The following is a 25,652-nucleotide window of genomic DNA, read 5'->3' as shown; positions in this document are numbered from 1 at the left end:
CCGCCGGACCAGGCATAGCTATGGACAGCGTCCTCGTCATCGGCGGCGGCAGGTTCATCGGCCGACACACGGTCACCGAGTTCCGCGACGCGGGCTACGATGTGACGATGCTCACCCGCGGGCAGCGCCCGAACCCGTTCGCGGACACCGATGTCGCCCACATCGAAGGCGACCGGCGCGAGCGGGAGACACTCGCAACCGCTCGCGCCCAAGTCGATCCCGACGTGGTCGTCGACTGTGTGGCGTACTTTCCGGAAGATGTCAGGGTAGCGACTGACGTGTTTGCCGATGTCGACGCGTACGTGTACGTTTCTAGCGGCGCGGCCTACGGCGTCGAACGGACACCCAAGCGGGAGGGCGAGACGCCGCTTGCAGGCTGTACTGCCGAACAGGCCACAACCGACAGCGCGGAGACCTACGGGCCACGGAAGGCCGAAGGCGACCGCGAGGTGTTCGCCGCCGCAGCGGACGGCGTCCGGGCGATGAGCGTCCGGCCGACCGTCGTGTACGGCCCCCACGACTACACCGAGCGGTTCGCCTACTGGGTGGACCGGGTGGCTGAGTACGACCGAGTCGTCGTTCCCAGCGACGGCCTCAGCCTCTGGCAGATGGCTTACGTCGAGGACGTGGCGAGTGCGCTCCGACTCGTCGCGGAGCGGGGGACGGCCGGCGAGGCCTACAACGTCGGCGACGAGCACGCGCCGACGCTCCGGGAGTGGATCGGTCTGCTCGCCAGGGTCCACGAGACGGACGTCGAGACAATCGGCGTCGGCGAACGTGAACTCGCGGCGGCGGGGCTGGACCCTGACGATTTCCCCATCTACCGCGACTCGCCGCATCTGTTGTCGACGGCGAAGCTCCGTGACCTGGGCTGGTCGTCGACCCCCCACGAGACAGCGCTGGCCGTCACCGTTGCCGAACATCGGGAGAACGACCGAACCGGCCGGGAGTTCGGACCTGACCGGGACACGGAAGCGACGCTCATCGACCGCCTGACCGGGTGATCACTACGCCCGACGGAGCGTCGTGTGCTTGACCTCGTAGTCCTCCAAGAACGCGCCGTATCCGCCGACGGTGATGCGGCCTTGTCCGGTGTCGACGACCAGCGAGTTCTCGAACCCGAAATCGCTGTTGTGTGGTTCGACGAGGTTCTGTCGAACATCGATCACCTCGCCGGATATCACTTCGAAGTCGTCGTCGGAGCCTGTCGGCCGCGCATACAGGTCGGCGACGACGGACTCACCGGCCCGGAGCGCGAGTGTCGTCGTGAACACGACGGGGCGGAACATGTCGTACCGGGCCGGAAGCGATGGGGTCCGCGAAACCAGGACCTCCTCGCCTATCGGCCAGTAATTGCCCAGGTAGGAACCGACTAACACCGCCGCCACCGCCTCCTGCGTGAACGTGATCGCGTTCGTCTCGTCGTGGTCCCAGCTGAGCATCGTCGACGGAGAGACGAACCCGCGCTGCTGGTCGGTCGCAAGCAACGAGGGCGCGCCGTCGAGGCCGAGACGGACGGCGTTGGCGATGCCCTCCAGTTCCAGTTCCGTCGTTGCCGCGTCGTAGCTCGACAGCGTCAGGAGCACGAGGATACCCCGCTCGCGGGCACGGCGGAGCGTGTCGCGGATCTCCGGGAGCCGACGGGCCGGGACCTGGAGCACGACCTCGCATTCGGCGGCTTCGATGTGCTGTTTCAGGCGCTTGATGATGGTCGGTCTGGATTTGACCACCTCGAAGGAGTTGTCGTCGGCCGAGTTGTTCTCGTACCGGGTCTGCACCGCCGTCTCCAGCGTGTCGAGTTCGCGTCTCAGCGTTCCGAAGGCCTTCGACGGGGGCGTGGCACGAATGACTGTCGGCGTCCGGTGGTCGTCGACGGTGACGAAGCCGTTCGCGGCCAGCGACTCACAGATGTCGTACACGTAGCTCTTGGAGACCCCTGCCGTCTCAGCCACTGTTCGAGCCGTCGCCGGTCCCTTTTCGACGACGGCGAGGTACGTTTCGGCCTCTGTCTCGGAGAGGCCGTACTGCTGGAGTCGGTCCCGAACGGTCGCGTTGGGTTGGCGTGTGGAGTCAGGCATGATGAGCGGGTCAGAGCGTGCTGGGTGGCCTCGAATCACGGAGCCGCTGTGCCAGGTAGTATCATCGAAAGTATATAATAATTAGTAAGGGTAGGAGCGGGCCGAAGTGTGTCGGTACGGGGTAGTGGCCCCCGGAACAGAGCTGTCCCCGAAACAGGCGGTGTTAGACCGCGACGACCTTCTCAGGACCGCTGTCGGACCTCATCCAGGAGGTCGACGACGTCTTCCATCGTCGGGTCGCGGTTGCTGCTGTTCCCGTTCCCATTGCCATTGCCGCTGTTTCCGTTGCCGTTATTCCCGTTCCCACTGTTTCCATTGCCCCGTCCGGGGTTGCCGCCAGATCCATCGGGGAGCCCCGGAACGGGGTCCGGATCGGTGATGCTCGCCGTGTTCTGGACGGTCAGCGTGGTCGTCGGGCCGTCTTGGCCGACAGTGAGTTCGTACTCGCCAGATTCGACGACTTTCGGCCCGAGGCCGAGCACGTCACCGGGGACGACTTCCAGCGCCGTCAGGTCGGCCGTCACGTCTACTGTGGTCGACTCGCCGGAGTCCAGTGAGACGCGTTCGTAGCCGAGCAGGCGGCGCATCGGCTGGAGCACCGACCCGTAGGACTGGGTGTTGAACACCTCGACGATGTGTTCGCCGGGCATCTCGCCGGTGTTCGTCACCTCGACGCTGACGGTCACCTCAGATTGATTGGCCGGGTTGCCGACGGTCGGCTGTGTGACCGCGACGCTCCCGTACTCGAAGTCGGTGTACGAGAGGCCGTGACCGTACTCGTATATCGCGGTATTGTCCGTCCCACCCGTCGATGTCGGCTCGTAGCGGTTGTACTGCACGGGCGTGGTACCGACGTTCTCGGGCCAGCTGAACGGGAGTTTCCCGGATGGATTGTACTCGCCGACCAGCGTCTCGGCGATGGCGACTCCGCCGTCGCTGCCGGGCTGACCGGCAAACAGGAGCGCATCGAGCTGGCTGAACGTCTCCGGAGACCCTCGGGGCGCGCCGGCGAGCATGACGCCGATGATCGGCGTCGAATCGTCGGCGGACTCGACGACGGTATCCAGCAGCGCCTGTTGGGACTCGTCGAGCACCAGTTCGTCCCGGTCGCCGAAGCCTTCGTTGTGGGTTCCTTCGCCGATAACGACGACGACGGCGTCGGATTCGGGGGCCGCCGACTCGACCTGTGACCGCTGCTCGTCGGTGAAGTCGAAGTTGCCGTTCTCGTCGCTTTGCTGGTTCTCGCCATCGCCCTCGCCGGCCCACCAGGTGGTGTTCTCGTACGATGTGGGCACGTGCGTGAGACTGCCGACGCGCTCGCTCAGTTCGTCTTCGAGGAGGGTCTGGCGCGGGTACGGACCGCCGGCGCTGGCCCCCTGCCAGCCGAGCGTCCAGCCGCCGTGTTGCATCAGTGCGCGGGTGTTGTTGCTGTCGCCGTCGACGCCGGGCCCAGTCAGTAGGACGCTCTCGTCGCCGGATAACGGGAGTGTGCCCTCGGCGTTTTTCAAGAGGACAAGTGACTCCTTGGCCATCGTCTCGGCGGTCTCCTGTGCGCCGCCGAGCACGTTCCCGATACGGGATTCGTCGACCGTCGGCTGCTCGAACAGGCCGAGATCGCTCTTCAGTTCGAGGATCCGTCGGACCGCTTCGTCGATGCGTTCCATCGGAATCGCGCCGTCCTCGACGAGACCGACCACGGTGTCGATGAACTGGACCGGTCCCGGCGCGTCGCCGCCGTTGCCGATCATGTACATATCGACGCCGGCGTTGATCGCCATCTCGGTCGCCGTTTCGAAGTCGGGCGCGTAGTCGTGGTTCGTGAGCATCCGATTCAGGTCGTCCCAGTCGGAGACGACCATCCCCTCGTAGCCGTAGGTGTCCCGGAGCAGTGTCGTCAACAGCCAGTGGGAGGCGTGGGCCGGAACCCCGTTTATCGAGCCGCTGTTGACCATCACCGTGCCGGGCTCTGATTCCAGTGCCTCCCGGTACGGCGGGAGGATGTTCGTCCGGAGGTCACGTAGCGATGTCGAGGCCGGTGCGCGGTCGTTGCCGTTGTTCGGGACGGAGTAGGCCGCGAAGTGTTTGACACACGCCGTCAGCCGGTCGTCGTCCTCTAGCGCCCGTGCTCGTACCCGTGAGACATCCGCTTCGAGTTTCGGGTCCTCGCTGATGCCCTCGAAGAAGCGGCCCCAGCGGGGGTCCCGCTGGAGATCCGTCGTGGGTGCGAACGTCCAGTGTGCGCCCATCGACGCCGTCGAGTCGCTCGTGTGGCGCTCGGCCTCTGCGATCAGACTCAAGTCTCGCGTCGCACCCATGTTCAGCCGCTGGGGGAACACCGTCGCACCCTCCAGCAGGCCGTTTCCGTGTGTCGCGTCGACGCCGTAGAGGAACGGGATGTCGTGATCGGCGTTCTTCAGGTTGTACTCCTGTAGGGCGTTGATACCCTGGACTACGGCGTTGGCGTCGAAGCTCGGCGGCTCGGCCCCACCCGAGAGGATCGACCCGACGCCGAGTTCGCTGAAGTACTCGCCGACCGTGTCGACCCCGAAGCTGTCGGGGACGTTCGATTCCTCCGGCTCCGCCTCGAAGGAGCTGATCGCGACCTGTGTCATCTGGGCCGCTTTCTGCTCCAGTGTGAGGTCGCCGATGAGCGAATCGACGTCCGGTTGCGCCGCGGCGGTCCCAACACCTGCGCCGGTCGCGGCCGCTGCCGTGGCCACACCGGTCGCTTTCAGGAACGTCCGCCGAGACGCTCGCATGCCGTCGTCAGTCGTGTCATTTGTCATGACAGGCGCACCCAAACAGTGATGTTAATAATTGTTTTTGGAAAACTGGTGTATGATAGTTGTCAAAAGATTTGCTGCCGGGGCGCTTTTGACGCCCTGACTGATACCGCGCACCTAAACTGTTTTCACGCGTGCCCGGAGACAGGCAACCATGTTCGAGAAACGCACCTGGATCCGCCTGCCCCGGAACGTCGTGGTCGGGCACGGCGTCCTCGGCAGGACAATCGAGGCCGTCAGCGAACTCCACCTGACCGGCCGGCCGCTCATCGTCTCCAGTCCGACGCCACACGACGTCGCGGGGAAGCGGGTCGTCGCACAGTTCGAGGACGAGGGGTACGACCCCTCCGAGATCGTCATCGAGGAGGCCAGTTTCGACGCCGTGCAGCAGGTCATCGACCACGCGTCGGAGATCGATGCGGGCTTCCTGCTGGGCGTCGGCGGCGGGAAAGCCATCGACATCACGAAGATGGCGGCCGACGACCTGGGCCTGGGATTCGTCTCGGTGCCGACGGCCGCGAGCCACGACGGCATCGTCTCCGGCCGGGGCTCTGTCCCCGAGGGCGATACGCGCCACAGCGTCGCCGCCGAACCGCCGCTGGCTGTCATCGCTGACACCGAGGTACTAGCGGAGGCTCCCTGGCGGCTGACCACGGCCGGCTGTGCCGACATCATCTCGAACTACACCGCGGTTCGGGACTGGCAGCTCGCTCATCGGCTCAAGAACGTCCCCTACTCCGAGTACGCCGGCGCGCTCTCCCAGATGACCGCCGAGATGCTCGTCGAGAGCGCCGACTCGATAAAGCAGGGCCTGGAGGAGTCCTCGTGGATCGTTGTGAAAGCGCTCGTTTCCTCCGGCGTCGCGATGTCTATCGCCGGTTCCTCGCGCCCGGCAAGCGGCGCGGAACACCTGTTTTCCCACCAGCTGGATCGGCTCGTCCCCAACGGCGCGCTCCACGGCCACCAGGTCGGTGTCGGCTCGATAATGACCGAGTACCTCCACAGCGGCCAGAAAGGCAAGTGGAAGGACGCCAGAGACGCGCTGTCGGCCATCGGCGCGCCGACGACGGCGGATGACCTCGGCATCGACGACGAGACGGTGATCGAAGCGCTGACGACGGCCCATCAGATCCGCGACCGCTACACGGTGCTCGGCGACGGCATGAGTGAAGAAGCGGCCATAGAAGCGGCGACGGTCACCGGCGTCATCTAAACCAGTTCCGCGACTGCGACCTCACCCGGGTCGTCCCATCGAATCGATACATCGGGATCGTCGGCTGTCTCGGCATCACCGTCTTCGAGTGCGGCGCTGTTGATTTCGGCATCGAAAACGATGCTGAGCCGGTACACCGTCTCGTCGTCCGGGTCCGTCTCGTTTCGCACCCCGCAGATAGTGGCCCGCACCGCGTCCCGTATCGTACACGCGACGCCGGCCGTCTCCGAGACGACCCGCTCGACCGCCGTCGCCGGCCGCTCGGCCCCCTGTGTCTGGCCCTGCGGGATCTCCCAGGACCCGTCGGCGTCGCTGAGCAACACGTCGCCCGACTCGTTGTGGACGAACGCGTGGACGTCCACCTGTCCCTCCCGTGAGCGCTCGACGGCACGCTGGTACGCCTCCGCGCCCACCGAAAAGGTGGTCTGGTCCACCGGCGTCGAGCCGAACTCCTGTTCGAGACGGGCGAGGCGCTCCTGCACCCGCGCTCGCGAGCGCTCGGCTATCTCCATACGAAACGCTGCTTCGGCACCATTATAAAGCCGCCTGAACGTTTTCGCCGCTTGAAACACCCCTATAAAAACTCTGTAACGTCGCAGTCTCCGGATTCCCGTCGAGAACGCTCAGACGTGCTCGTCGAGGAACTCGACGACAGCGGTGTAGGCCTCGATGCGGTTCTCCCGCTTGCTGATGCCGTGGCCCTCGTCGTCGAAGACGAGCTTCTCCACCGGAACCCCCTGCTCTGCGGCCTGTTCGGCGATCTGTTCGGCCTCGCCGACCGGGACCCGGGGGTCGTTGGCGCCGTGGAGGACGAACAGCGGCGCGTCGATGCGGTCGACGTTGTTGATCGGGGAGATCGATTCGAGGAACTCGCGGTCCGTATCGAGGGAGCCGTACTCGGCCTCGCGGAGTTCGCGCCGCCAGTCGCCGGTGTTTTCGAGGAACGTGACGAAGTTGGCGATGCCGACCACGTCGACGCCGGCCGCCCAGAGGTCGGGGTACTCCGTCAGCGCCGCCAGCACCATGAAGCCGCCGTAGGACCCGCCCATCGCCACGACTCGGCCGGGGTCGACGGCCGGGTGGTCGTGGAGCCAGTCGACGCCGGCCCGCAGGTCCTTCACCGAGTCCAGCCGCTTTTCCACGTCGTCGAGGTGCGTGTAGGCCTTCCCGTAGCCGGTCGATCCGCGGACGTTGGGCTCGAAGACGGCGTAGCCCCGCGAGAGGAAGTACTGGGTCAGGCCCGAGAACGACGGCCGGCGCTGGCTCTCCGGGCCGCCGTGGATGTCGACGATGACGGGCGTATCGCTGTCGGCAGCAGCCGTCCCGGCGGCGTCCGCCGGCAGCGAGAACAGCGCCGGGATCTCCCGCCCGTCGAAGGAGTCGAACCGGACGACCTCGGGTTCGATGAACGTCTCGCGCGGGATGCCGGCCGTCGAGGCGGCCGTCCACTGTTCGCTCTCGCCGGTTTCGGCCTCGACGACGAACACGTTGGTGTTGACTGTCCGTCCGGTGACGCTAACGGCGAATCGTTCGGCGTCAGGCCCCCAGGAGACGCCGCCAGCCAACCCACCTGGGAGGTCCGGCGTCGGGAACGTCTCGATGGTCGTCGGCCCCGTCAGTTCGCCGACGGTGAGTTCGTTGTAGCCGTCGACGTTGCGCGAGTACGCTAACCGGCCGCTGTCCTTGTCCAGCGCGACGCCGTCGATGTTCCACTGGTCGTCCGAGCGCACGATGTCGAGGTCGCCGTCGACCGAGAGGCGGGCCAGCTCGAGCGTGTCACTCTCGGCGTCGGTGACGAGATACACCGCATCGCCATCCGGTCCCCACGATGCGCTCGTGTACCTGACCTTCCCCTCGTGTGGCGTGAGATGGCTGAGGTCCTCGCTATCGATGTCCAGCACGTAGATGTCCTGGTCGAAACTGGAGTGGGCTTCGCTGACTAGCAGTCGCTCACCGTCGGGCGAAAAGCCGCCGACGGAGAACCAGCCGTCGCCCTTCCAGATTAGTTCCGCATCGTCGCCGGTCGCGTCGCGGTCCTGCACGTAGATGTCGAAGACGGCTTCGTCGCGGCGGTTCGACGCGAACGCGAATCGTTCGCCGTCGGGCGACCAGCCGCCCCAGCGGTGTTTCGCGTCGGGCATCCCGGTGAGTTCGTGGACGCGTCCGTCCGCGTCGAGCCGGTATAGCTGCGCCCGCTCGTTCCCGCCCTCGTCCATGCCGAAGACGAGTTCCTGGCGCTCGGGCGAGTAGTCGACGAAGCTCACGGTGTCGTCGTAAAAGGTCTGTTGCTCGGGCCAGCCCCGCGGTTCCGCCAGCGACCAGAGCTGTGCGACGCCGGTCGTATTCATCAGGAAGGCGAGCGTCCCGTCCGGCGCGAACGAACTGCCGTAGGCGCTGCGGACGTTCAGATAGCGAGAGAGGTCGTACGCGGTCACAACGGGAGGGAGGGTAGCGACCGGCAAAACCCTTTGCGGCGGCCGTGGTCTGATTCAGCGGAACGCGGCGGCTGTTATCCAGAGAGTCGCTTGAGTGGTTCCTCACCCTGCCAGCGGGCGTACGCGTACGAGGCGACGAGGAGGATGCCACCCAGTACGAGGAACGAGAGAGTCCGGGCGAGCGTATCGAGCCCCTGCGTGTCGTAGAGGAACACCTTGGTCGTCACCAGACCGAGGACGACGACGCCCTGAAGACGGCGACTGCGGGCGTCAAACGCGAGGCCGACCCCCACGAACGCGAGCCCCAGGACCGCCCACGCAACCGACAGCCCGGCCCCCGAAAGCTCCAGTCCCAGAAGCACCACCGCGAGCCCGGTCGCCGTCCAAGCGTACGGCGCAGCCACCGAGAGTTCGCGGTCAGTGCTTGGCACCGTCGTCGATGCGCTGCCGAACCTCCGACCGAGCGCGTAGAAGACCGCGATTCCCAGCAGGTATGCGGCTGGTCGCCCCATCGCGGTCGCCAGCGGGTCCGCGAGCGAGAACGCCGGTAATTCGGTCGCGTCCACGGCGAGCAGTTTGGCGACGGTCCCGACAGCGACGAGGTGCCCGCCGAGCCGAACCGCTCTCGCGTCGCGGCGGGACCCGACCGCCAGCGCTCCACAGAGCAGGACGAAAAGCCCGGCAGTCGCAAAGAACGGGTCGGCTGCGAGGACGACGCTGACGGCGAGTAGCACGACGGCAAGCACCCCAGCCGCGCTGTTCTGCTGTCCTAACCGCGCCTCGGTGACGGCGTAGACGCCGCCGAGGGCGAGTCCGACTGCGCCGACAGCCACCCCGTCCGGCGCTGTCGGGAGAAGGCGACGAACGACGCCTTCCAGCAACAACACGGCGAACACGGCGTTGAGCCCGGTCGTCGCCTCCACCAGCCGGCGGTGCCATCGGTCCGTTCGGTCGCTCGCACGGAGCACGTACACACCAGCGGTGTAGACGGCGAACGTCGCGACGAGAACAGCGGTGGCGACTGCCTCTGGCGGCTCCAGCCGCTCCAGCCACGCGAGGTGGAGCACGTAGGCCGGGAGGACGCTGCCGAGGACGAGCCGACTCCACGGCCGGACGGCGGCGATGGTCACCAGCCCGGCCGTGAGAAGAACGACGTAGGCCGGCGAGACGACGAAGGAACCAGAATCAAGCCCGACGTAGGAAGTGACATAACCCAGCAGGAACGCCTCGCCGGCGACGGCCGGCGCGTGGTCCCGCACCGAGACAACCGCTGTGGCGGCCACGAGAGCTGTCAGGACCAGCAGAACCACCCACAGCGGCGCTCCGATGGCGGCTCGATACGAGTCGAAACCGTAGGCCGCGTAGACGCTGAAATACGCGATGGCGAGGCCGGTCCCCGCGACGAGCCGACCCCATCGGTCGTAGCCCTGCCGCTCGGCGGCGTACCGACCGCCCGCGAGCAGTATGAGCCCGCCCGCTGTGCCGGTGAGCACACGCCCGAGCGGGCCGAGGTAGCCCGCTTCGATGGCCAGACGAATGAAGAAGACAACGCCGACCACCAGCGCGAGCCCGCCGACCCCGCCGAGCCACTTCATCCCGATGTCGCGCTCCCAGTTCCGCTGGCCGGGCGGCGCTTCGCTGTCGGCTGTTTCGCCAGTCTCTGGTACTGTCCCCGAATCGGGTGTGGAGTCCGCCCTGGGTGCCGCCGTGTCCGGTTCGACTGCTGGACTTGCAGTTTCGTCTTCGACCGACGGAGGCGGGTCGGTGTCGAGCGCCGATTCCAGGGCGGTGATGCGTGCGTGGAGGGCATCGACCTCCGCGCGGAGGTCCCGTACCTCCGCTTCGAGGTCGCCATCATCGCTCATACACTGACACGTTGCGGAGTCGCTGTAATAAACATCCAGCCGAACGACAGCTTTCTCGATTGGTCTCCAACGGCCGATTCGCCGTCCACTGCCTTCAGACGTGAACGGGTGGATTTTTGAGCGGCCACGTCGTCGCCCCTGTATGCGTGTCGCGGTCGTCGCCATGGAGACGAGTCAGTACCGGGACACAGCGGGCCGGACCCGGCTGGAGCGGGTGGCTACCGAACTCGCCGATGCCGGCCACGACGTGACCGTGTTCTGTTCGCAGTGGTGGACGGGGTTCGACAATCAGCGCGAACGGGACGGCGTCACGTACCGCGCCGTCACCGTCTCGCCGACCGTCCCCTCCTTCTGTGTTCGCCTGCCGGTCATGCTCGCGCGGTTCCGCCCGGATGTCGTCCATGTCCACCCGACGCCGTCGTCGGTCGCACTCGCGGCCAAGACCGGCGCAACACTGTCGCGCGCGCCGCTTCTCACGGAATGGTTCGGGGACGAGGACGTGCCCGAGAGCCGGCGTGCGGCTCTCGCGCTCCGCGCATCCGATTGCCTCATCACACCATCCGAACTCGTCCGCACGCGGGTCCGCGAGCGGGGGGCGACGGCGGACCAGACCGCGATTCTCCCACAGAGCATCGACATGGATCTTGTCCGGGAAGTCGACCCCGACGAGGAGATCGACGTGGTGTACGCCCATCGGCTGGACGGCAGCGCGAACGTCGAGTCGCTACTGCTCGGACTGGCGGAGCTCAGACAGAAGGGCTGGTCGGCGACGATCATCGGCGACGGGCCGGAGCGAGCGTACTACGAACAGGAGGCGGCCGACCTCCGCATCGACGACCGCGTGACCTTCGTCGGCGCGTGTGACATCGAAGAGCGCGTCTCGATTTACAAGGGCGCGCATGTGTTCGTCCAGACGGCGTTCCGGGAATGCTTTGCCACGGATCTCCTCTGGGCGATGGCCTGTGGCTGTATCGGCATCGTGGAGTACCAGGCCGAGTCGTCGGCCCACGAACTCATCGAGCAGCGCGACCGCGCGTTCCGGGTGACGAACCCGCAGGAGATCGCCGATAAAATCGCCGAATCGGCCGCCTTCGAACGCCGGACTGTCGACGAGTCCTGCGCCGAGTTCGACCACGCGCAGGTCCGTGCGGCGTATGAGGACCTGTACGAGTCGCGTATCGAGAACACCGGTCTTTTCTAATCGGAACGCCGCTCAGACGCGCTGACGACGCGGAAAACCGCCACCAGTCAGTACGGGATGACGCGGAATCCTTCGGGGAGCACCAGCCCGAACACGAGGAACAGCACGGCCGCGATACCCGCCGCGATGAGGGCGTAGGGCGCTTGACTCCGGACGTGGACCATGTGGTCGCTCCCGCTCGTCGACGACGCGAGGACGGTCGTGTCGCTGATAGGCGAGGTGTGGTCGCCGAAGATGCCACCGCTGAACACCGCACCGAGGACGAGCGGGAGGTTCGCGCCCGTCGAGAACGCGAGCGGGATAGCGATGGGGAACATGATGCCGTAGGTCGACCACGACGACCCATCGGAGAAGCTGACGAACGAGGTCACGAGGAAGACACCGACCGGGATAATAAACGCCGGCACGCCGCCGAAAACGTTCGTCACGAACGACGAGATGCCCAGTATCGTCACCGCGTTCTGGATGGAACTGGCGAACATCAGGATGACGGCCGCCAGGAGGATGCCCTTGAAGCCGACCATCATCGCATCGGTGGCGTCGTCGTTGGACGGGATATCGCCCTTCCAGCGGTACAGCAGGAAGGCGACGATCAGCGCCGAGAAGGACGCGAGACCCAACTGGACGCCACCGATGTTGAAGGCCCACGGGCCGCTCGGCGGCGCGATGAGCTGCCAACTACCGAGCTGGAGTAGGGTGCTCCCCATCCCCTCCTTCCCTTCGACAAAGATGACAGGACTGGCCCGCCAGAACATCGCGCCGAGGCCGACGACGATCATCGTGAGGATGGGCCAGGCGAAGTTCCGCCAGTCCGGCGTGGCGGTTTCGGACACCTCGTACTCGTCCATTTCCGCTGAAATCATCGGGTCGGCGTCGTCGCCGACGACTTTCCCCTCATCTCTCGCTCGGGACTCCTCCGTCCCCATCCCGTAGATGTTTGGCACGACTTGCCACGCGACGAGTCCCGCGAGGCCGAGCGCGATCCAGGAATAGAAGCCGGTAAACAGCGTGTTGAAAAACAGCGGCCAGACGGCGCCGGTCGCCGCGGTGACCTGGTCACCGCCGGTGTTGACGAAGTTGGTCATGCCCGACGGCAGCGTCCCCTGTTGCTGTGCCTCGACGAGGCCGCCCCCGATGAAGCCGACCATCGCCGCCCCCCACGTCGAGTAGAACGCGAGCCGGGAGGCCGGCGACCCCGCTGAGTCGACGTAATAGGCCAGCTTGGCCCGCGAGACGTCGAACTTGTCGGTCAGCGGCCGCATCATCGAACCGACCACGAGGCAGTTGAAGTAGTCGTCGATGTGGATGGCGATACCGGCCAGGAAAGCGGCCTTCTCGGCGTCTACGGCGGAGTCGGCCCGGGCCACCAGCGCATCCAGCACGCCCTGGATCGCACCGGCTCGGATCATCAGTCCGATCAGCCCGCCGATTGCGAAAATGGCGAGCAGGACGTTCTTCACGTACCACTCCCCGAACAGCGGGGCCGTGGCGATGATCTCCGGAACGAGTTTCAGCCCGAAGATCCCTCCGAGTACGATACCACCGACGCCGACCGTCCAAGGACTCCCGTCTTCTGCCTGTGGCTGGACGGTCGCCACCTCACCGCCAGCGGTGATCAGGTCGGACGGGACCCCGACAGCCTGGGGGTGTAATGCGCCGACCAGCACGCCTGTCATGACGATGCCCACGAACAGCCCGATCAGGGCGTCACGGGTGTACCAGGCGAGACCGATGGCGACGAGCGCAGGTACGATAGACCACGGTCCAGCCGCGATTCCCTCAACCATGCCGGCAGGTCCGGGTGGCGCTATATTAATGTACGTATTCGGACCGGCGGCAGGGATTGCCCAGACGAAACCCGTTTGAGCGTCGACCCCCTCCATTCGGTAGTGACAGCCGAGGAGCCAGCCGACCGAGACGACGACTCGGACCCCGCCACGGAACTCGAACTCGACGCCGTCTACGACGCCATCGACGCCGTCGGCCGCCCACATCTGACGGCGACGGAGTTCTCCCGGAAGACGGACCTGACGCCCGACCAGGCGCGGGCGGCGCTGGAGCGCCTCGCCGACGACGGCGACATCGAGCGCCAGGACGTGTCCGAGGTCGAGTCCGTGTGGTATCCGACCGACATCGCCGAGGTGACCGACCGCGAGCGGGTCGTCCTCTTTCCCGACCGCCGCGAGGTCGTCGTCGAACACCCAGAACAGTTCACGCGGGCACAGCTCTCGCAGTTTGCACGCCTGCAGGACACCAACCGTTCGGGCGGCTACGTGTACGAACTCCGCGAGGAGGACATCTGGGCCGCGCCACACGAGTCCTTAGACGCCCTCCTGACGACGATGCGAGACGTGCTGGGCGAGCGCTCGCCCCACCTCGAAGAGTGGGTGACGAGCCAGTGGGAGCGCGCCCGGAAGTTCCGCCTGAAGACCCACGAGGACGGCTACGTCGTACTCGAAGCCGAGAGCGACGACCTGATGGGCAACGTCGCCCGGCCGAAACTCGACGACGACCACCTCCGGGCTCCGATTTCTGACTCGGAGTCGTGGGTCAACGAGGACGCCACGGCCGAAATCAAACGCACGCTGTACGAGGCGGGCTATCCGGTCCGGGACGACCGCGACCTGGAGACCGGCGACGCCATCGAGATGGACCTCCGCCTGCGCCTTCGGGACTACCAGCAGGACTGGGTCGAGCGGTTCACCGAGCAGGGGTCGGGCGTGTTCGTCGGCCCGCCCGGGTCGGGCAAGACCGTCGCGGCGATGGGCGCGATGGCCGCCGTCGGCGGCGAGACGCTGATTCTCGTCCCCTCCCGCGAACTCGCGACCCAGTGGCACGACGAACTGGTCCGGCACACCTCGCTGACCGACGACGACATCGGCGAGTACCACGGCGGCGAAAAGAACATCAAACCTGTGACCATCGCTACCTACCGCACCGCCGGGATGGACCGCCACCGGAAGCTGTTCGACCAGCGCAAGTGGGGTCTCATCGTCTTCGACGAGGTCCACCACGTGCCGTCGCCCATCCACCGCCGGAGCGCGGACCTCCAGACCAAACACCGGCTGGGCCTGACCGCCACGCCGACGCGGGAGAGCGACGACGAGGAGGAGATATTCACGCTCATCGGCCCGCCCATCGGGACAGATTGGGGCAAACTGTTCGACGAGGGCTACGTCGCCGAACCGGAGGTCGAGATCCGGCTGGTGCCGTGGGGTAACGAGACCGAGCAGTCCGAGTACAGTTCCACGTCGGGCCACGACCGCCGACAGGCCGCCGCCAGCAACACCGGAAAGATTGACGAGATACACTACGCGCTGGCCGAGAACCCCGCCGCGAAGGCGCTTGTGTTCATCGAGTACCTCGACCAGGGCGAGGCCATCAGCGAGGCCATCGACGCGCCGTTCATCAGCGGCGAGACGCCACACGCCCGCCGGGAGAAACTGTTCGACGAGTTCCGCCGGGGCGAACTGAACACGCTGGTCGTCTCCCGCGTCGGTGACGAGGGCATCGACCTCCCCGACGCCGAACTCGCCATCGTCGCTTCTGGACTGGGCGGGTCCCGTCGGCAGGGCGCACAGCGGGCCGGGCGGACGATGCGCCCCGCCGGCGACGCCCGGATGGTCATTCTCGCGACGCGAGGGACCACAGAGGAAGACTTCGTCCGCCGCCAGATGCGCCACCTCGCTTCGAAGGGTATCCGCGTGACCGAGACGGAGGCCGAGGCCGTCGAGCCGCCCGAAGCCGAAGAGTAAGCCAGGGGCGCTGGCTGTGAGTCGCGCTTATTCTGTGTCGGTGTCGAGTCGGCGCGCCGTCTCGGCCACGTCCTGAATCTTCTCCGTCTGCTCTTCGTTCGTCGCCGCGAGGTCGTCGAGCTGTGCCGACATGTCGTCGATGCCGCTCGACAGTTCGTCGATCATGCTGGCGACCTCTTCGGTCGACGCCGCCTGGTCGTCGGTCGCGGCCGACACCTCCTGGATGCCCTGTGACGCCTCGTTGACCGCCGAGACAATCTCTTCGAGTCGGTCGGCCGCTGCCTCTACCTGATCGATTCCCTCCGTTACTTGCTCGGTTACGGTTTCGAGGCTCTCGACGGCGTCGACGGTCTCGTCCTGAATCTCGGTGACGGTGTCCTCGATCCGGTTCGCGTGTTCCTGTGAATCGCCGGCGAGCGTCTTGATTTCGTCGGCGACGACGGCGAACCCGTCGCCGGCCTCACCGGCGCGTGCGGCCTCGATGGACGCGTTCAGCGCGAGCATATTGGTCTGGTCCGCGATATCGTTTATTACCTCGACAATGTCGTCGATCTCGTCTGCCTGCTCCTGGAGGCCGGCGATGTCCGCTGAAACCGTGTCCACGGCGTCATCGACATCGTTCATTACGGTCGCGGCCTGCTGGGCGGCTTCGTTCCCGCGTTCAGCCTTCCGCTCGGCTGACGTGCTGGTGCTCGCGACTTCCTCGGCGGTCGAGGCGATTTCCTCGATGGTCGCACTCATATCCGCGACCTCGCCCGCCACTTCGTCCATCGACTCGGACTGGCTCTCGGCAGCGGCGTTGATCTGCTGGTTCGTCTGGGCGACCTCCTCGGCTGAGGCGCTCAGTTCGTCGATGGGCTGCTGGAGTCCGCTCTCGACCTCCTCCATCAGCGTCTGCTGGTCATCGATTGCCGATTCCAGGCGCTGGCTGTACGAGTCGATGTAGGTGTCCATCGCCACCTGTTGATCGAGGTTGAGGAGCTTGAACACGGAGAGCGCCCGCGCCTGCATCTCTTCGAGTGCCTCGTCCCGGGCGGCGTCGCCCGACTGCAGGTCCTCGACGATTGTCCGCAGGAAGTGTTCGAAGTAGATGCTGTAGGCTCCGAGGTAGATCTTCGGACCGAGGTCGAGCATGTCGTGAATCTTCCCGATACGGGCCCTGTTCTCGAAGTACTGCTTGTCGTAGCTCCCGGCGACGAGGTCGCGGAGGTACTGTGTCTGGGTGTTTTTGAGCTGGTCGACTGACTTGGTGGACCGCCCGAAGATTTCGGCGCTCTCGTCGAACGACTGGAGGTGATCGTAGAAATCGTCGACGACAGATTCGGCCCTGGCGTTTGTCTCGTCCGCCATCGCAGTGAGATTGTCGACGTCCGACTCGTCGAATCCGGTGAACTCCTTCCGCCAGCGTATCTCCCTGGCGTCCAGTCCGATACGGTCGGTAAGTGTCGTGCCGTCAACGCCAGCCCTGTCAGATTCAGTGACCTGTTTCCGAGAGTCCGTACTCTCGCTCTGAAATGCCATGACGAGATTCAAACCACACTGGGGTTATATGTTCGCCCCCAATTCTCACCCTTGAGAAGGATAAGTAGACAACACAAAAATTTGGGGTTGGCGGTCACGTCCGTCGATTTATCGGTTGGCTGTTTGGCTGTCCGGATCAGTCCTCGAACGTCTGTGGATCACGGGTCGCCTCGGCGACGCGAACGGCAGCAACGTTCTCCGGGACGTCGTGGACGCGAACGATGTCGGCTCCTCGCTCGGCCGCCAGCGTCGTCCCGGCGATGGTTGCCTCCAGACAGTCGCCCGCTTCCTGTCCGACCAGCCCGAACAGGGACTTGTGGGAGTGCCCGACCAGGATTGGACAGCCGAGTGCCTCGAACTCCGGGAGGCGGTCGAGCAGTTCGAAGTCCTCCGTGGGTGATTTCCCGAAGCCGATGCCTGGGTCGACGATGATCTGGTCGCGGTCCAGTCCGGCCTTTTCTGCGAGCAGAACGCGCTCTGTCAGCTGGTCGATGCAGTCCTGCACCACGTCGTCGTAGTGGATGTCGCTGTCGGGGTCGACCGGCGTCTCGATGGAGTGCATCACGACCACCGGCACGTCGTACTCGGCGGCAACGAGTCGCATCTCGGGGTCTTCGAGGCCGGACACGTCGTTCAGGATGTCCGCGCCGGCATCGAGTGCTGCCCGCGCGACAGGAGCCTTCCGCGTGTCGACGGAGATGGCGACATCCAGCTCCGAAAGCGCCTCGATGACCGGCACCACGCGGTCGATCTCTTCCTCGGCCGGGACCGGTTCTGCACCGGGGCGGGTCGACTCCCCGCCGATATCTAGGATGTCCGCACCGGCCTCGACCATCCGCTCGGCGCGGGCGACGGCGTCCTCGACGGCGTTGTACTCGCCGCCGTCGTGGAAGGAATCCGGGGTGATATTGCAGATACCCATGACGGCCGTGCCGTCGTCCCAGGGATATGTTGTCGACGCGTCAGGTTCGGGCTGTTGGATGGACAGCGCCGCCCGCAGTTCGTCGGCGAACGACGCGAGCCCGTAGGGCTGGCCGTCCAGTTTCTCCGCGAGGCGCTTGTACTGGGCCATCGTCGCCATCATGACCACGTCGAGGGATTCCTCGTCCTGGTCGCTCAGGCCAGAGACGGCGCACTCCCCGCCCAGGGACAGCAGTTCCTCCTTGAGGTACTGGGCCTGTCGCGGCTGGACGCGGGTACGCAGGACGCGGTGGACACCCTTGCCTCGCATCCGCCAGGCTCCGGTGTCGGTGACGTGGGCACTCTCGATAGTCTCGCGGGCCTCGGCCAGCGAGTCGACCTGTTTGGGGACCAGCGATCGCGACCAGCGCGTGCGGGCCTCCCGGACGGCGTACAGCGACCCCGTCACGAGGACCGCATCTCCGGGTTCTGCGGCGTCGAGCGCGATCCCGAGCGCCCCAGCCACGTCGTGGCGCGTCTCGACCCTGGCGTCGGTCGCGTTCTCAACCGCGGTCGCGACAACCTGGTGGGACTCCGCCCGGTCGACGTCGGGCTGGCAGGCGACGACGTGGTCCGGGTCCGGCAGCGCCGCGGCGATGCGCTCGTGGTCCTTGTCGACCATCGCGCCGACGACGACGTGGAGGTCGTCGTAGTCGAACGAGGCCAGCGTCTCCGCGGTGCGCTCGATGCTTCCTGGGTTGTGTGCCCCATCGAGGACGACCAGCGGCGACTCGTTCATCACCTCGAACCGACCGGACCAGTGGGCGTTGCGCAGGCCGCGTTCGAGGGCCGTCTGTGAGACGTCCGCGACCTGCCGGCACAGCGTGGCCGCGATCCCGGCGTTCTGTGCCTGGTGTGCGCCAAGCAGCGGGAGGTAGGTATCGACGCTCCAGTCGGGACCGTCGACCGAGACCGACCCCTCAAGGCCCTCACGACCGCCGTAGTTCACCGTTACGTCGGCCTCGTTCCCGGACGCCCCCTGAGCTGTCTCGACGGCGTTCCCGACAGTCACCACATCGTCGGCGACCTCGCGGACGGCCGCGAGCGCATCTCCAGTCGTCCCGGTCACCAGCGGATTGCCGTCCGGGGCGACGTGGGCCTTGTCGTGGGCGATTTCCTCGACGGTGTCGCCCAGGATGTGGGTGTGTTCGAGCGTCACGGACGTGACGGCGCTTGCGACCGGGTCGACGACGCTCGTGGCGTCGTACCGGCCGCCGATACCGACTTCCAGAACCGCGACGTCGACGTCCTGGCGGTCGAACTCCCACAGCGCCATCGCGGTCATCGTCTCGAAGAAGGTGGGCGAATCGTTGGCCGCGCCCTGCTCGGTCACGTACGCCCGGACCGATTCGACGAACTCGACGAGGGCGGCTTCGGAGAGCTTCCGGCCGTTGATACGGATTCGCTCGCGCACGTCGTCGAGATGCGGCGAGGTGTACAGTCCGACATCGAGGCCTGCTTCCCGCAGCGTTCGTTCGACCATCCGCGCTGTGGACCCCTTCCCGTTGGACCCCGCAATCTGGACGCAGCGAAGCCCCTCCTGTGGGTCATCGAGCGACGATAACAGGTCCTGCGTGGCATCAGTACCGGGTCGCGAGGCGAACCGGCGCAACTCGAAGAGGAAGTTCGCGGCCTCGTGGAACTCCATGGTCGGGCTATCGGAGCCGCTCGCTTTAGCCTGTCGGACTGTTGCGCGTGTCCGGCGCGAAGACGCCCCGAACAGCCCGCTCACCCAACTGGCCCTCTACTGGCCCGCCGGCGACAATTACGGCTGGTCGGTGCGGTCACGCGTGGCCCACCGACCGAGCGCGCTCGAAAGAACCAGGAACGCGGCACCCACCAGCGGTGCCGGGTCGATCTTCGCCTCCGGTCGTTCGTCCGTGTCCGCCTCATCGTGCTCTTGCTCCAGAGTCTCCGCCGTGGTCTCTGACTTCGCAACGCCAGCCGGCTCGGTATCTCCCACGGTGTCCTGCCGTCGGTACCCAGGCTCAGTCTGTGGCATCTCCGAGGCTAGCGCCGTTTCCTGCGCCTCCGGAGTCAGCGTTTCGTCGGCATCTTCCGCCGGTGCTGTCGGCTCGAAGTCAGTGTCGGTTGGCGATGTCGGTTCAATACCCGGTTCGGCTGGCGGCGGCGTCTCGCCCGGACTTCCTGTAGCCCATTCAGACGCGCCCTCGTCGGTGCTCCCGGCATCGGTTCCGTCAGCGTTGCGGCGTCGGTACCACCAGAGTCCGGCCGTCGCCGCGCCGAGTGCGATGAGGGACAGCCCCGTGCCGAGCAGTCCCCACTGTCGCCACAGCGACTTGAGGCGGTCCGTTAGACCCGGCCCGGAACCGTCGGCTCCGTCCGGGCCCGCTGGTTCCGGTGATGGGACAGCAGTGGCGTCGTCGGCAACGGCGACGCCGGGGATGGCGTCGAGCGCCGAGGCGACGGCGTCCCGCTCCACCTCGACTTCGAGAAACGTGGGTACCTCCATATTCGACCTGTCGTCGGGCGACCATGTAAAACCCGCTCAGTGTTATTCCCGGGCCGGTTCGTACTCGGCGTCGGAAGCAGTGTGCCGCGACGGGCCGGTCTCCATGTCGACGGCGTTCAGCAGTTCGGAACCCGGGTCCTCGGCCTCGCCGAGAAGCGCCTGCAGTTCCCGCTCGTACTCGGCCTCGGAGAGCTCTCCCTCGACGTACCGGCGCGTCAACGCCTCGTGTCGCTCTTCGACTGTCGGCTCCGGCGGTGCGAACACGTCCGAGAGGCCGAGCGACGCGAGCGGCGGGACGACTGATTCGAGGCGTGCAAGCCCACCAGCGACGCGCTGGCTCTTCGGCACCGACGCCCGCCGGGCCAGCGCACGGACCAGCGCGACCGAGAAGACGATGTCGACGCCAACGACCAACAGCGTCCCGAGCAGGAACGCGCCGAAGGTCTGGACGACCGCGCCGCCGCCGAGAAGCGCCCCGACCGTCGCGACGACACCGACGATTCCCAGCCCGACAGCCCCCAGCGTCGTCAGCACGACGGCAGCAAACAGAAGCAGCAGGCGGTTATCTTTCACCCAGTTCACACCAACGATAGCCGGAGGGCGTTGAAATGGTTTGTGTCAGGGCTCTTCTTCTCGCGACTCCGGATCGCTTCGGGGAATCTCGTCGGTCGCCGGCACGTACGAGCGGCCGGAGGCGGACCACCCGCCCCAGATCCACTCCCGGATTGTGAGCTGGCGCTTGGAGCCTTCCTCCCGCGCTGTTTCGAGCCGTCGTTCGGTCGTATGGAAGTAGTTGACCACGGTCACGAGCACGACGCCGCCGACGGAGTTACCGACGAGCACCGGCAGGACGAACTGCCAGAGGCCGACAGACAGCGCCAGCTCGCCGATGAACACCAGGTAGAACATCTCCGTCGCGGAGACGACGACGTGATAGAGGTTCCCAAAGGGGATCGCCAGGAAGGCGATGTAAATCAACACGAGCCGGGAGATGCTGTCCCGCAGCGAGTAGTCGACCCAGACGACGCCGGCGACGATGAGGCCGGCGAACACCGCCTTCGAGAACAGCGTTAGCTGGGAGGTCTCGATGGCTTTCTGGGCGAAGCCGGCGGCGGCCCCCGCCGCGTCGGCCGAGAGGACGTTGGTCGTCGCGAGTGCGAGCGCACCGAGCATCCCGCCGAAGACGTTCGACACCAGCACGACGGTCCAGATACGGAGCAGCGACGGGAGGCTCGCCAGCCGTTCGAGGACGAGCGCCACCGGCGGGAGCGTGTTCTCGGTGTAGAGCTGATAATCCCCGAGAATGATGAAGACGAACCCGAGCGGGTACAGCAGCGCGCTCAGTATCGGGTCGCCGCCGGTTTTCGCGTACAGCGACGCGTACAGCATGAACGTCACCGTGATAGCGAACCCGCCCGCGATGCCGGCGAAGAACAGTTCGCGGGTTCCGACCGTCACCTCCTCGTCGGCCGCGACGATGATACGCTGGAAAATCTCGTCGGCGGAGAACCGGTCCCGGATGACGCTGCCACCCGCCGGTGCGCCGCTCCGAGACACGTCCACGGCGTCGCGGACAGCCTCCTCCCTGTCGTTGTCGTTTGCCATCGGGAGCGGGTTCAGAAGCCTCCGAAAAACCTCTTTCGTTGCAGACAGTCAGCCCGGAGAAGCCTCGGAAAAAGCCCGCTGTCAGTCGTGGCGGAACCACCGATAGACTCGTGCCACTCGTCTATCGAGGTTCAGACACTCTTTCGCTATCGCTCAATCGTGTCTAAACGACCGCTGGCCGGTGAACACCATCGCCATGTCGTGTTCGTCCGCGGCCTCGATGACGCTCTCGTCGTTCTTCGAACCGCCAGGCTGGATGACGGCCTCGATGCCGGCGTCGGCGGCCGCCTCGATGCCGTCCGGGAACGGGAAGAAGGCGTCCGAGGCCATCACGGCCCCCTCCGCGTCCTTCCCCTCGGCGTGTTCGTCGGCCTTCATCGCGGCCAGTCGGACGGCGTCGACCCGGGACACCTGTCCCATCCCGATGCCGACCGTTTCCGTCCCGTCGGCGAAGAGGATACCGTTGGACTTGACGTGTTTGAGCGTGTGCCAGGCGAACAGCATCGACTCGATCTGCTCGTCGGTCGGCTCGCGCTCGGTGACGATTTCAAGGTCGTCGGCCGAGAGGTGCTGGGTGTCCCGTTCCTGGACCAGTCGGCCCCCGACGAGGGGCTTCTCGGTGAGATTGTCGGTGACTTCGAAGTTCTCGTTTACGTCCAGCACCCGGAGATTATCTTTCTCGAAGAGCACGTCCAGGGCAGCGTCGGTGTAGCCGGGCGCGACGACGACTTCCTTGAACGAGTCGATAATCTGCTCGGCGGTGGCGGCGTCGCACTCGCGGTTCAGCGCGACGATGCCGCCGAAGGCGCTCATCGGGTCCGTCGACAGCGCCTTCTCGTAGGCGTCGGCCACGGAGTCGGCGGTCGCACAGCCGGCCGGATTTGTGTGTTTGATGACCGCGGCGGCGGGCTCTTCGAACTCCTTGATGAGGTTCAGCGCGCCGTCGGCGTCGTTGTAGTTGTTGTACGACAGCGCCTTCGCGCCCTCGTTGAGCTGGTCGGCGTGGACGACGCTGGCCTCGGAGACAGTCGTGTCGGTGTATAGCGCGGCGCTCTGGTGGGGGTTCTCCCCGTAGCGCAGGCCGGTGGCGAGGTCGTCAGAGACGATGCGGCGGGCGGGGAAGTCGCCGCCGTCGTCGCCGTTCACCGAGACCGTGCCCTCGTCCCAGTCGACGGTGACGCGGTCCTCCGCGAACCACTCGATGACGCGCGGGTAGGCGGTGAACTCACCCTCGTAGAGCACGCGCTCTTTGAGGCTGTCCTCGTCGTCACCTTCGAAGACGGGGATGGGTTCCTGCGTGACGATTGGGCCGCCGTCGACGCTCTCGTCGACGACGTGGACGGTACAACCGGTGACCTTCACACCGGCGTCGAGGACCTGCTCGTGGGCGTTCGCCCCGGCGAAGTTCGGTAGCAGGCTCGGGTGGATGTTCAACGCGGTCGGTGTCTCGTCCAGGAACGTCTCGCTGAGGACGCGCATGTAGCCGTCCAGCGTGACGAGGTCGAAATCGTACTCCGAGAGGGCGTCGAGGACCCGCTCCTCGTGGGACTGGCGCGACTCGTTCTCGTCGCGCTCGACGACTTCGGTCGGGATCCCGCGCTCGGCGGCTGCTTCGAGTACCGGCGCGTCAGCATCGTTGGTCAGGACGACGGCGAAGGATGCCCCGCCCGGGGCGCGGTCCGCGATGTTCATGAGGTTTCGGCCGCGGTTGCTGGCCATACCGGCGAGTTTCATGTGGAACCGACGGACCGGCCCGTGCAAAGTTGTTGCGAAACCCCCGGCTGGCCTGTTGCGTGCGACCGGGACACACTGTGCGTCCGCGGTGCGGTGCGCATTTGTAGCCCGCCGCCAACTCGCCCGTATGGCGAAGCTACGGTGTCAGCGTGCGGGCGCGGTCGCCGCCGTCGGTGGTGTCGTCTGGATCGGCTGGGCCGTGGCGCTGTCCACGACCGGTCAGAATACCACGAACACGCCCATCCTGGCCGGAATCGTCGTCTCAGCACTCGGTATCGTAGCCGGCCACTACGCCATCGAGGAGTTCTACGGTGCGCGGATGAAACGGCCCGGGACAATCGGTGCGTGGGTCGGCGTAGTCGGCGGCCTCGTCTTCGCGGCCGGACAACTAATTCGCCTCCTCAACGGTGGCGGCGAGGCGGTCATCGGAATCGGTGTACTCGTGCTGGTCAGCGGGTCGATACTGGTCGCGGCCGGCCTCGTCAGGACTCGCATCCAGCCACCCTGGCTGGGCGTGTTGCTGGGATTCGGGACCGTCGCGTTCCTCGGGTTCGAACTCCAGCCAGCGACGGCAACCGTCTACGGCCTCGCGTGGGCCACGCTCGGCCAGGACCTCTACCGCTTCGATCCGCCGGACGGCCGCTTCGGCGACGCCGAGGGCGACTACGGTTGGCTAAACTGAGCGATTGCTCCGCCGGCTCGTTTCTTGCCCATCTCTCCCAGTCGTCGCGGCCAGACGCAGAGCCATCTATCATATGTAGCCTCGTTTATCACTATCGGAACCCAGTAGTTATTTAATAATCAATCTGATATATCATGCAATATTAAAATTTCCCTCTATACTGGGGATACTGAGGGTTTCAGGCCACCACCGTAATATAAACGAGAAATCATAATTTTCATTAGTGAGATATTCTATGTTTCTCCTGTAATGCAAGCAGTACTACTGGAGGAGTTTCAAGAACCGCTGACAGTACAGGACGTCGAACGCCCCGAGCCAGAGCCGGACGGTGCCGTCGCCGAGGTCATCGGCTGCGGTATCTGTCGGTCCGACTGGCACTGCTGGCAGGGGGACTGGGACTGGTTCGGCTACCGGCCTGACCCGCCACACGTCCTCGGCCACGAGCCGACAGGCCGAATCGTCTCTGTCGGCGAGGATGTCGAAAACATCGAGGAAGGACAGGAGGTCGCCATCCCGTTCAACTTCGCCTGTGGGAGCTGTGATCTGTGTCGGAACGGGCGCGAAAACATCTGTGAGAACCACATCGGCCTCGGGTTCATGAATCAGGCCCCCGGCGCGTTCGCCGAGGAGGTCCACATTCCCAACGCCGACCTCAACGCCGTTCCGCTCCCGGACGGTATCGACGCCGAGTCGGCCGCCGGGATGGGCTGTCGGTTCATGACCTCGTTCCACGCGATGGCCCACCGCGCACCGGTCAGTGCCGGCGACGACGTGGTCATCCACGGCTGCGGTGGCATCGGGCTCTCGGCGGTTCACATCGCGAACGCCCTCGGCGGCAACGTCATCGGAGTCGACCTGATGGACGAGAAACTGGAGCGCGCGGAAGACCTCGGCGCTGTCGCCACCGTCAACGCACAGGAGGTCGACGACCCCGCAAAGGAGGTCAGAGACATCACCGACGGCGGGGCCGACGTGTCCGCAGACGCCCTCGGTATCGCGACGACCTGTCAGAACGCGGTGAACTCGCTCCGCAAAGGCGGCACGCACGTCCAGATCGGGCTGACCACCAGCGAGGAGGAGGGGATGGTGTCGCTCCCGACCGACGAGTTCGTCGCCAAAGAAATCGATTTCAAGGGGTCACTCGGCCTCCAGCCGTCGCGGTACAGCGAAATGCTGGACATGGTCGAATCGAGCAAACTCGACCCGACCGCGCTGGTCGAGGAAACGGTCGATATCCACCAGGTGCCCGACGAACTGGCCGCGATGAGCGACTACAACACGGTCGGTATCCCGGTCTGCAACGAGTTCAGCAACTAACGACGCACCCCTTTTTTACCCGAACCCCTG

At 65.8% G+C, this 25,652-nt stretch carries 18 protein-coding genes; 6 read left to right on the top strand and 12 right to left on the bottom strand.

Translation table 11 applies throughout. The annotated features are described in order from the left end of the window. Positions 1-20 precede the first annotated feature (20 nt). The gene (locus ACOZ4H_RS13545; protein ID WP_424329775.1) at positions 21-1,004 is read left to right on the top strand and encodes an NAD-dependent epimerase/dehydratase family protein; all 984 of its coding nucleotides are present in this window, start codon (positions 21-23) and stop codon (positions 1,002-1,004) included. 3 nt (positions 1,005-1,007) lie between these two features. On the opposite strand, the gene ACOZ4H_RS13540 is transcribed toward ACOZ4H_RS13545, so the two are convergent. Beyond that, a complete protein-coding gene (locus ACOZ4H_RS13540) occupies positions 1,008-2,078 on the bottom strand; it encodes a TrmB family transcriptional regulator (RefSeq protein WP_424329774.1) in 1,071 nt (356 codons plus the stop codon). A gap of 182 nt (positions 2,079-2,260) precedes the next feature. Next, complete coding sequence (locus ACOZ4H_RS13535; RefSeq protein WP_424329773.1) at positions 2,261-4,864, bottom strand: glycoside hydrolase family 3 N-terminal domain-containing protein; 2,604 nt, start codon at positions 4,862-4,864, stop codon at positions 2,261-2,263. A gap of 151 nt (positions 4,865-5,015) precedes the next feature. Here ACOZ4H_RS13535 and ACOZ4H_RS13530 point away from each other — a divergent pair, with 151 nt between their 5' ends. Continuing rightward, positions 5,016-6,074 (top strand): NAD(P)-dependent glycerol-1-phosphate dehydrogenase, encoded by a 1,059-nt coding sequence (locus tag ACOZ4H_RS13530; protein WP_424329772.1) that lies wholly within the window; start codon positions 5,016-5,018, stop codon positions 6,072-6,074. Here the strand turns inward: ACOZ4H_RS13530 and ACOZ4H_RS13525 are convergent. The 3 genes from ACOZ4H_RS13525 to ACOZ4H_RS13515 form a co-directional block, all read right to left on the bottom strand. Next, positions 6,071-6,586 (bottom strand): NUDIX domain-containing protein, encoded by a 516-nt coding sequence (locus ACOZ4H_RS13525; RefSeq protein WP_424329771.1) that lies wholly within the window; start codon positions 6,584-6,586, stop codon positions 6,071-6,073. The genes ACOZ4H_RS13530 and ACOZ4H_RS13525 overlap by 4 nt on opposite strands. Before the next feature lie 111 nt (positions 6,587-6,697). Next, positions 6,698-8,509: a S9 family peptidase gene (locus ACOZ4H_RS13520; RefSeq protein WP_424329770.1), complete on the bottom strand. Its 1,812-nt coding sequence runs from the start codon at positions 8,507-8,509 to the stop codon at positions 6,698-6,700. A 74-nt stretch (positions 8,510-8,583) separates the two neighbouring features. Next, positions 8,584-10,374: a DUF2339 domain-containing protein gene (locus ACOZ4H_RS13515; protein WP_424329769.1), complete on the bottom strand. Its 1,791-nt coding sequence runs from the start codon at positions 10,372-10,374 to the stop codon at positions 8,584-8,586. 142 nt (positions 10,375-10,516) lie between these two features. On the opposite strand from ACOZ4H_RS13515, the gene ACOZ4H_RS13510 reads away from it, so the two are divergent. Then, on the top strand, positions 10,517-11,575 hold the full coding sequence (locus ACOZ4H_RS13510; RefSeq protein WP_424329768.1) for a glycosyltransferase: 1,059 nt from the start codon (positions 10,517-10,519) through the stop codon (positions 11,573-11,575). A 47-nt stretch (positions 11,576-11,622) separates the two neighbouring features. On the opposite strand, the gene ACOZ4H_RS13505 is transcribed toward ACOZ4H_RS13510, so the two are convergent. Beyond that, the gene (locus ACOZ4H_RS13505) at positions 11,623-13,362 is read right to left on the bottom strand and encodes a Na+/H+ antiporter NhaC family protein (RefSeq protein WP_424329767.1); all 1,740 of its coding nucleotides are present in this window, start codon (positions 13,360-13,362) and stop codon (positions 11,623-11,625) included. Between the two features lie 102 nt (positions 13,363-13,464). Here ACOZ4H_RS13505 and ACOZ4H_RS13500 point away from each other — a divergent pair, with 102 nt between their 5' ends. Continuing rightward, positions 13,465-15,330: a DEAD/DEAH box helicase gene (locus ACOZ4H_RS13500; RefSeq protein WP_424329766.1), complete on the top strand. Its 1,866-nt coding sequence runs from the start codon at positions 13,465-13,467 to the stop codon at positions 15,328-15,330. Between the two features lie 27 nt (positions 15,331-15,357). On the opposite strand, the gene ACOZ4H_RS13495 is transcribed toward ACOZ4H_RS13500, so the two are convergent. The 6 genes from ACOZ4H_RS13495 to purH form a co-directional block, all read right to left on the bottom strand. After that, positions 15,358-16,851 carry a globin-coupled sensor protein gene (locus ACOZ4H_RS13495; RefSeq protein ID WP_424329765.1) on the bottom strand — a complete coding sequence of 498 codons (1,494 nt, stop codon included), beginning with the start codon at positions 16,849-16,851 and terminating at the stop codon, positions 15,358-15,360. 136 nt (positions 16,852-16,987) lie between these two features. Then, positions 16,988-19,459: a dihydropteroate synthase gene (gene folP, locus ACOZ4H_RS13490; RefSeq protein WP_424329764.1), complete on the bottom strand. Its 2,472-nt coding sequence runs from the start codon at positions 19,457-19,459 to the stop codon at positions 16,988-16,990. Positions 19,460-19,576: 117 nt separating this feature from the next. Then, the gene (locus ACOZ4H_RS13485) at positions 19,577-20,284 is read right to left on the bottom strand and encodes a hypothetical protein (protein WP_424329763.1); all 708 of its coding nucleotides are present in this window, start codon (positions 20,282-20,284) and stop codon (positions 19,577-19,579) included. Positions 20,285-20,326: 42 nt separating this feature from the next. After that, entirely contained in the window at positions 20,327-20,866 is a 540-nt protein-coding gene (locus ACOZ4H_RS13480) for a hypothetical protein (protein WP_424329762.1), read from the bottom strand. A 36-nt stretch (positions 20,867-20,902) separates the two neighbouring features. Then, a complete protein-coding gene (locus ACOZ4H_RS13475; protein WP_424329761.1) occupies positions 20,903-21,889 on the bottom strand; it encodes a formate/nitrite transporter family protein in 987 nt (328 codons plus the stop codon). Between the two features lie 153 nt (positions 21,890-22,042). Beyond that, complete coding sequence (gene purH, locus ACOZ4H_RS13470; protein WP_424329760.1) at positions 22,043-23,623, bottom strand: bifunctional phosphoribosylaminoimidazolecarboxamide formyltransferase/IMP cyclohydrolase; 1,581 nt, start codon at positions 23,621-23,623, stop codon at positions 22,043-22,045. A 127-nt stretch (positions 23,624-23,750) separates the two neighbouring features. Between purH and ACOZ4H_RS13465 the strand changes: the two genes are divergently transcribed. Beyond that, complete coding sequence (locus ACOZ4H_RS13465; protein ID WP_424329759.1) at positions 23,751-24,305, top strand: hypothetical protein; 555 nt, start codon at positions 23,751-23,753, stop codon at positions 24,303-24,305. A 249-nt stretch (positions 24,306-24,554) separates the two neighbouring features. After that, complete coding sequence (locus ACOZ4H_RS13460) at positions 24,555-25,622, top strand: zinc-dependent alcohol dehydrogenase family protein (protein ID WP_424329758.1); 1,068 nt, start codon at positions 24,555-24,557, stop codon at positions 25,620-25,622. Positions 25,623-25,652 lie beyond the last annotated feature (30 nt).

The sequence above is a fragment of the Haloarcula amylolytica genome (genome assembly GCF_049705545.1).
GTDB classification, from domain to species: Archaea; Halobacteriota; Halobacteria; order Halobacteriales; family Haloarculaceae; genus Haloarcula; species Haloarcula amylolytica_B.
Note: the sequence above shows the minus strand (reverse complement) of the source record. Positions and strands in the feature narration are given on the sequence as shown.

Coding starts and splice junctions, on each gene's coding strand:
- ACOZ4H_RS13485 (WP_424329763.1), bottom strand. CDS start 20,284: ATGGAGGTACCCACGTTTCTCGAAGTCGAGGTGGAGCGGGACGCCGTC.
- ACOZ4H_RS13460 (WP_424329758.1), top strand. CDS start 24,555: ATGCAAGCAGTACTACTGGAGGAGTTTCAAGAACCGCTGACAGTACAG.
- ACOZ4H_RS13540 (WP_424329774.1), bottom strand. CDS start 2,078: ATGCCTGACTCCACACGCCAACCCAACGCGACCGTTCGGGACCGACTC.
- folP (WP_424329764.1), bottom strand. CDS start 19,459: ATGGAGTTCCACGAGGCCGCGAACTTCCTCTTCGAGTTGCGCCGGTTC.
- ACOZ4H_RS13495 (WP_424329765.1), bottom strand. CDS start 16,851: ATGGCATTTCAGAGCGAGAGTACGGACTCTCGGAAACAGGTCACTGAA.
- ACOZ4H_RS13465 (WP_424329759.1), top strand. CDS start 23,751: ATGGCGAAGCTACGGTGTCAGCGTGCGGGCGCGGTCGCCGCCGTCGGT.
- ACOZ4H_RS13535 (WP_424329773.1), bottom strand. CDS start 4,864: ATGACAAATGACACGACTGACGACGGCATGCGAGCGTCTCGGCGGACG.
- ACOZ4H_RS13515 (WP_424329769.1), bottom strand. CDS start 10,374: ATGAGCGATGATGGCGACCTCGAAGCGGAGGTACGGGACCTCCGCGCG.
- ACOZ4H_RS13505 (WP_424329767.1), bottom strand. CDS start 13,362: ATGGTTGAGGGAATCGCGGCTGGACCGTGGTCTATCGTACCTGCGCTC.
- ACOZ4H_RS13510 (WP_424329768.1), top strand. CDS start 10,517: ATGCGTGTCGCGGTCGTCGCCATGGAGACGAGTCAGTACCGGGACACA.
- ACOZ4H_RS13475 (WP_424329761.1), bottom strand. CDS start 21,889: ATGGCAAACGACAACGACAGGGAGGAGGCTGTCCGCGACGCCGTGGAC.
- ACOZ4H_RS13545 (WP_424329775.1), top strand. CDS start 21: ATGGACAGCGTCCTCGTCATCGGCGGCGGCAGGTTCATCGGCCGACAC.
- purH (WP_424329760.1), bottom strand. CDS start 23,623: ATGAAACTCGCCGGTATGGCCAGCAACCGCGGCCGAAACCTCATGAAC.
- ACOZ4H_RS13525 (WP_424329771.1), bottom strand. CDS start 6,586: ATGGAGATAGCCGAGCGCTCGCGAGCGCGGGTGCAGGAGCGCCTCGCC.
- ACOZ4H_RS13530 (WP_424329772.1), top strand. CDS start 5,016: ATGTTCGAGAAACGCACCTGGATCCGCCTGCCCCGGAACGTCGTGGTC.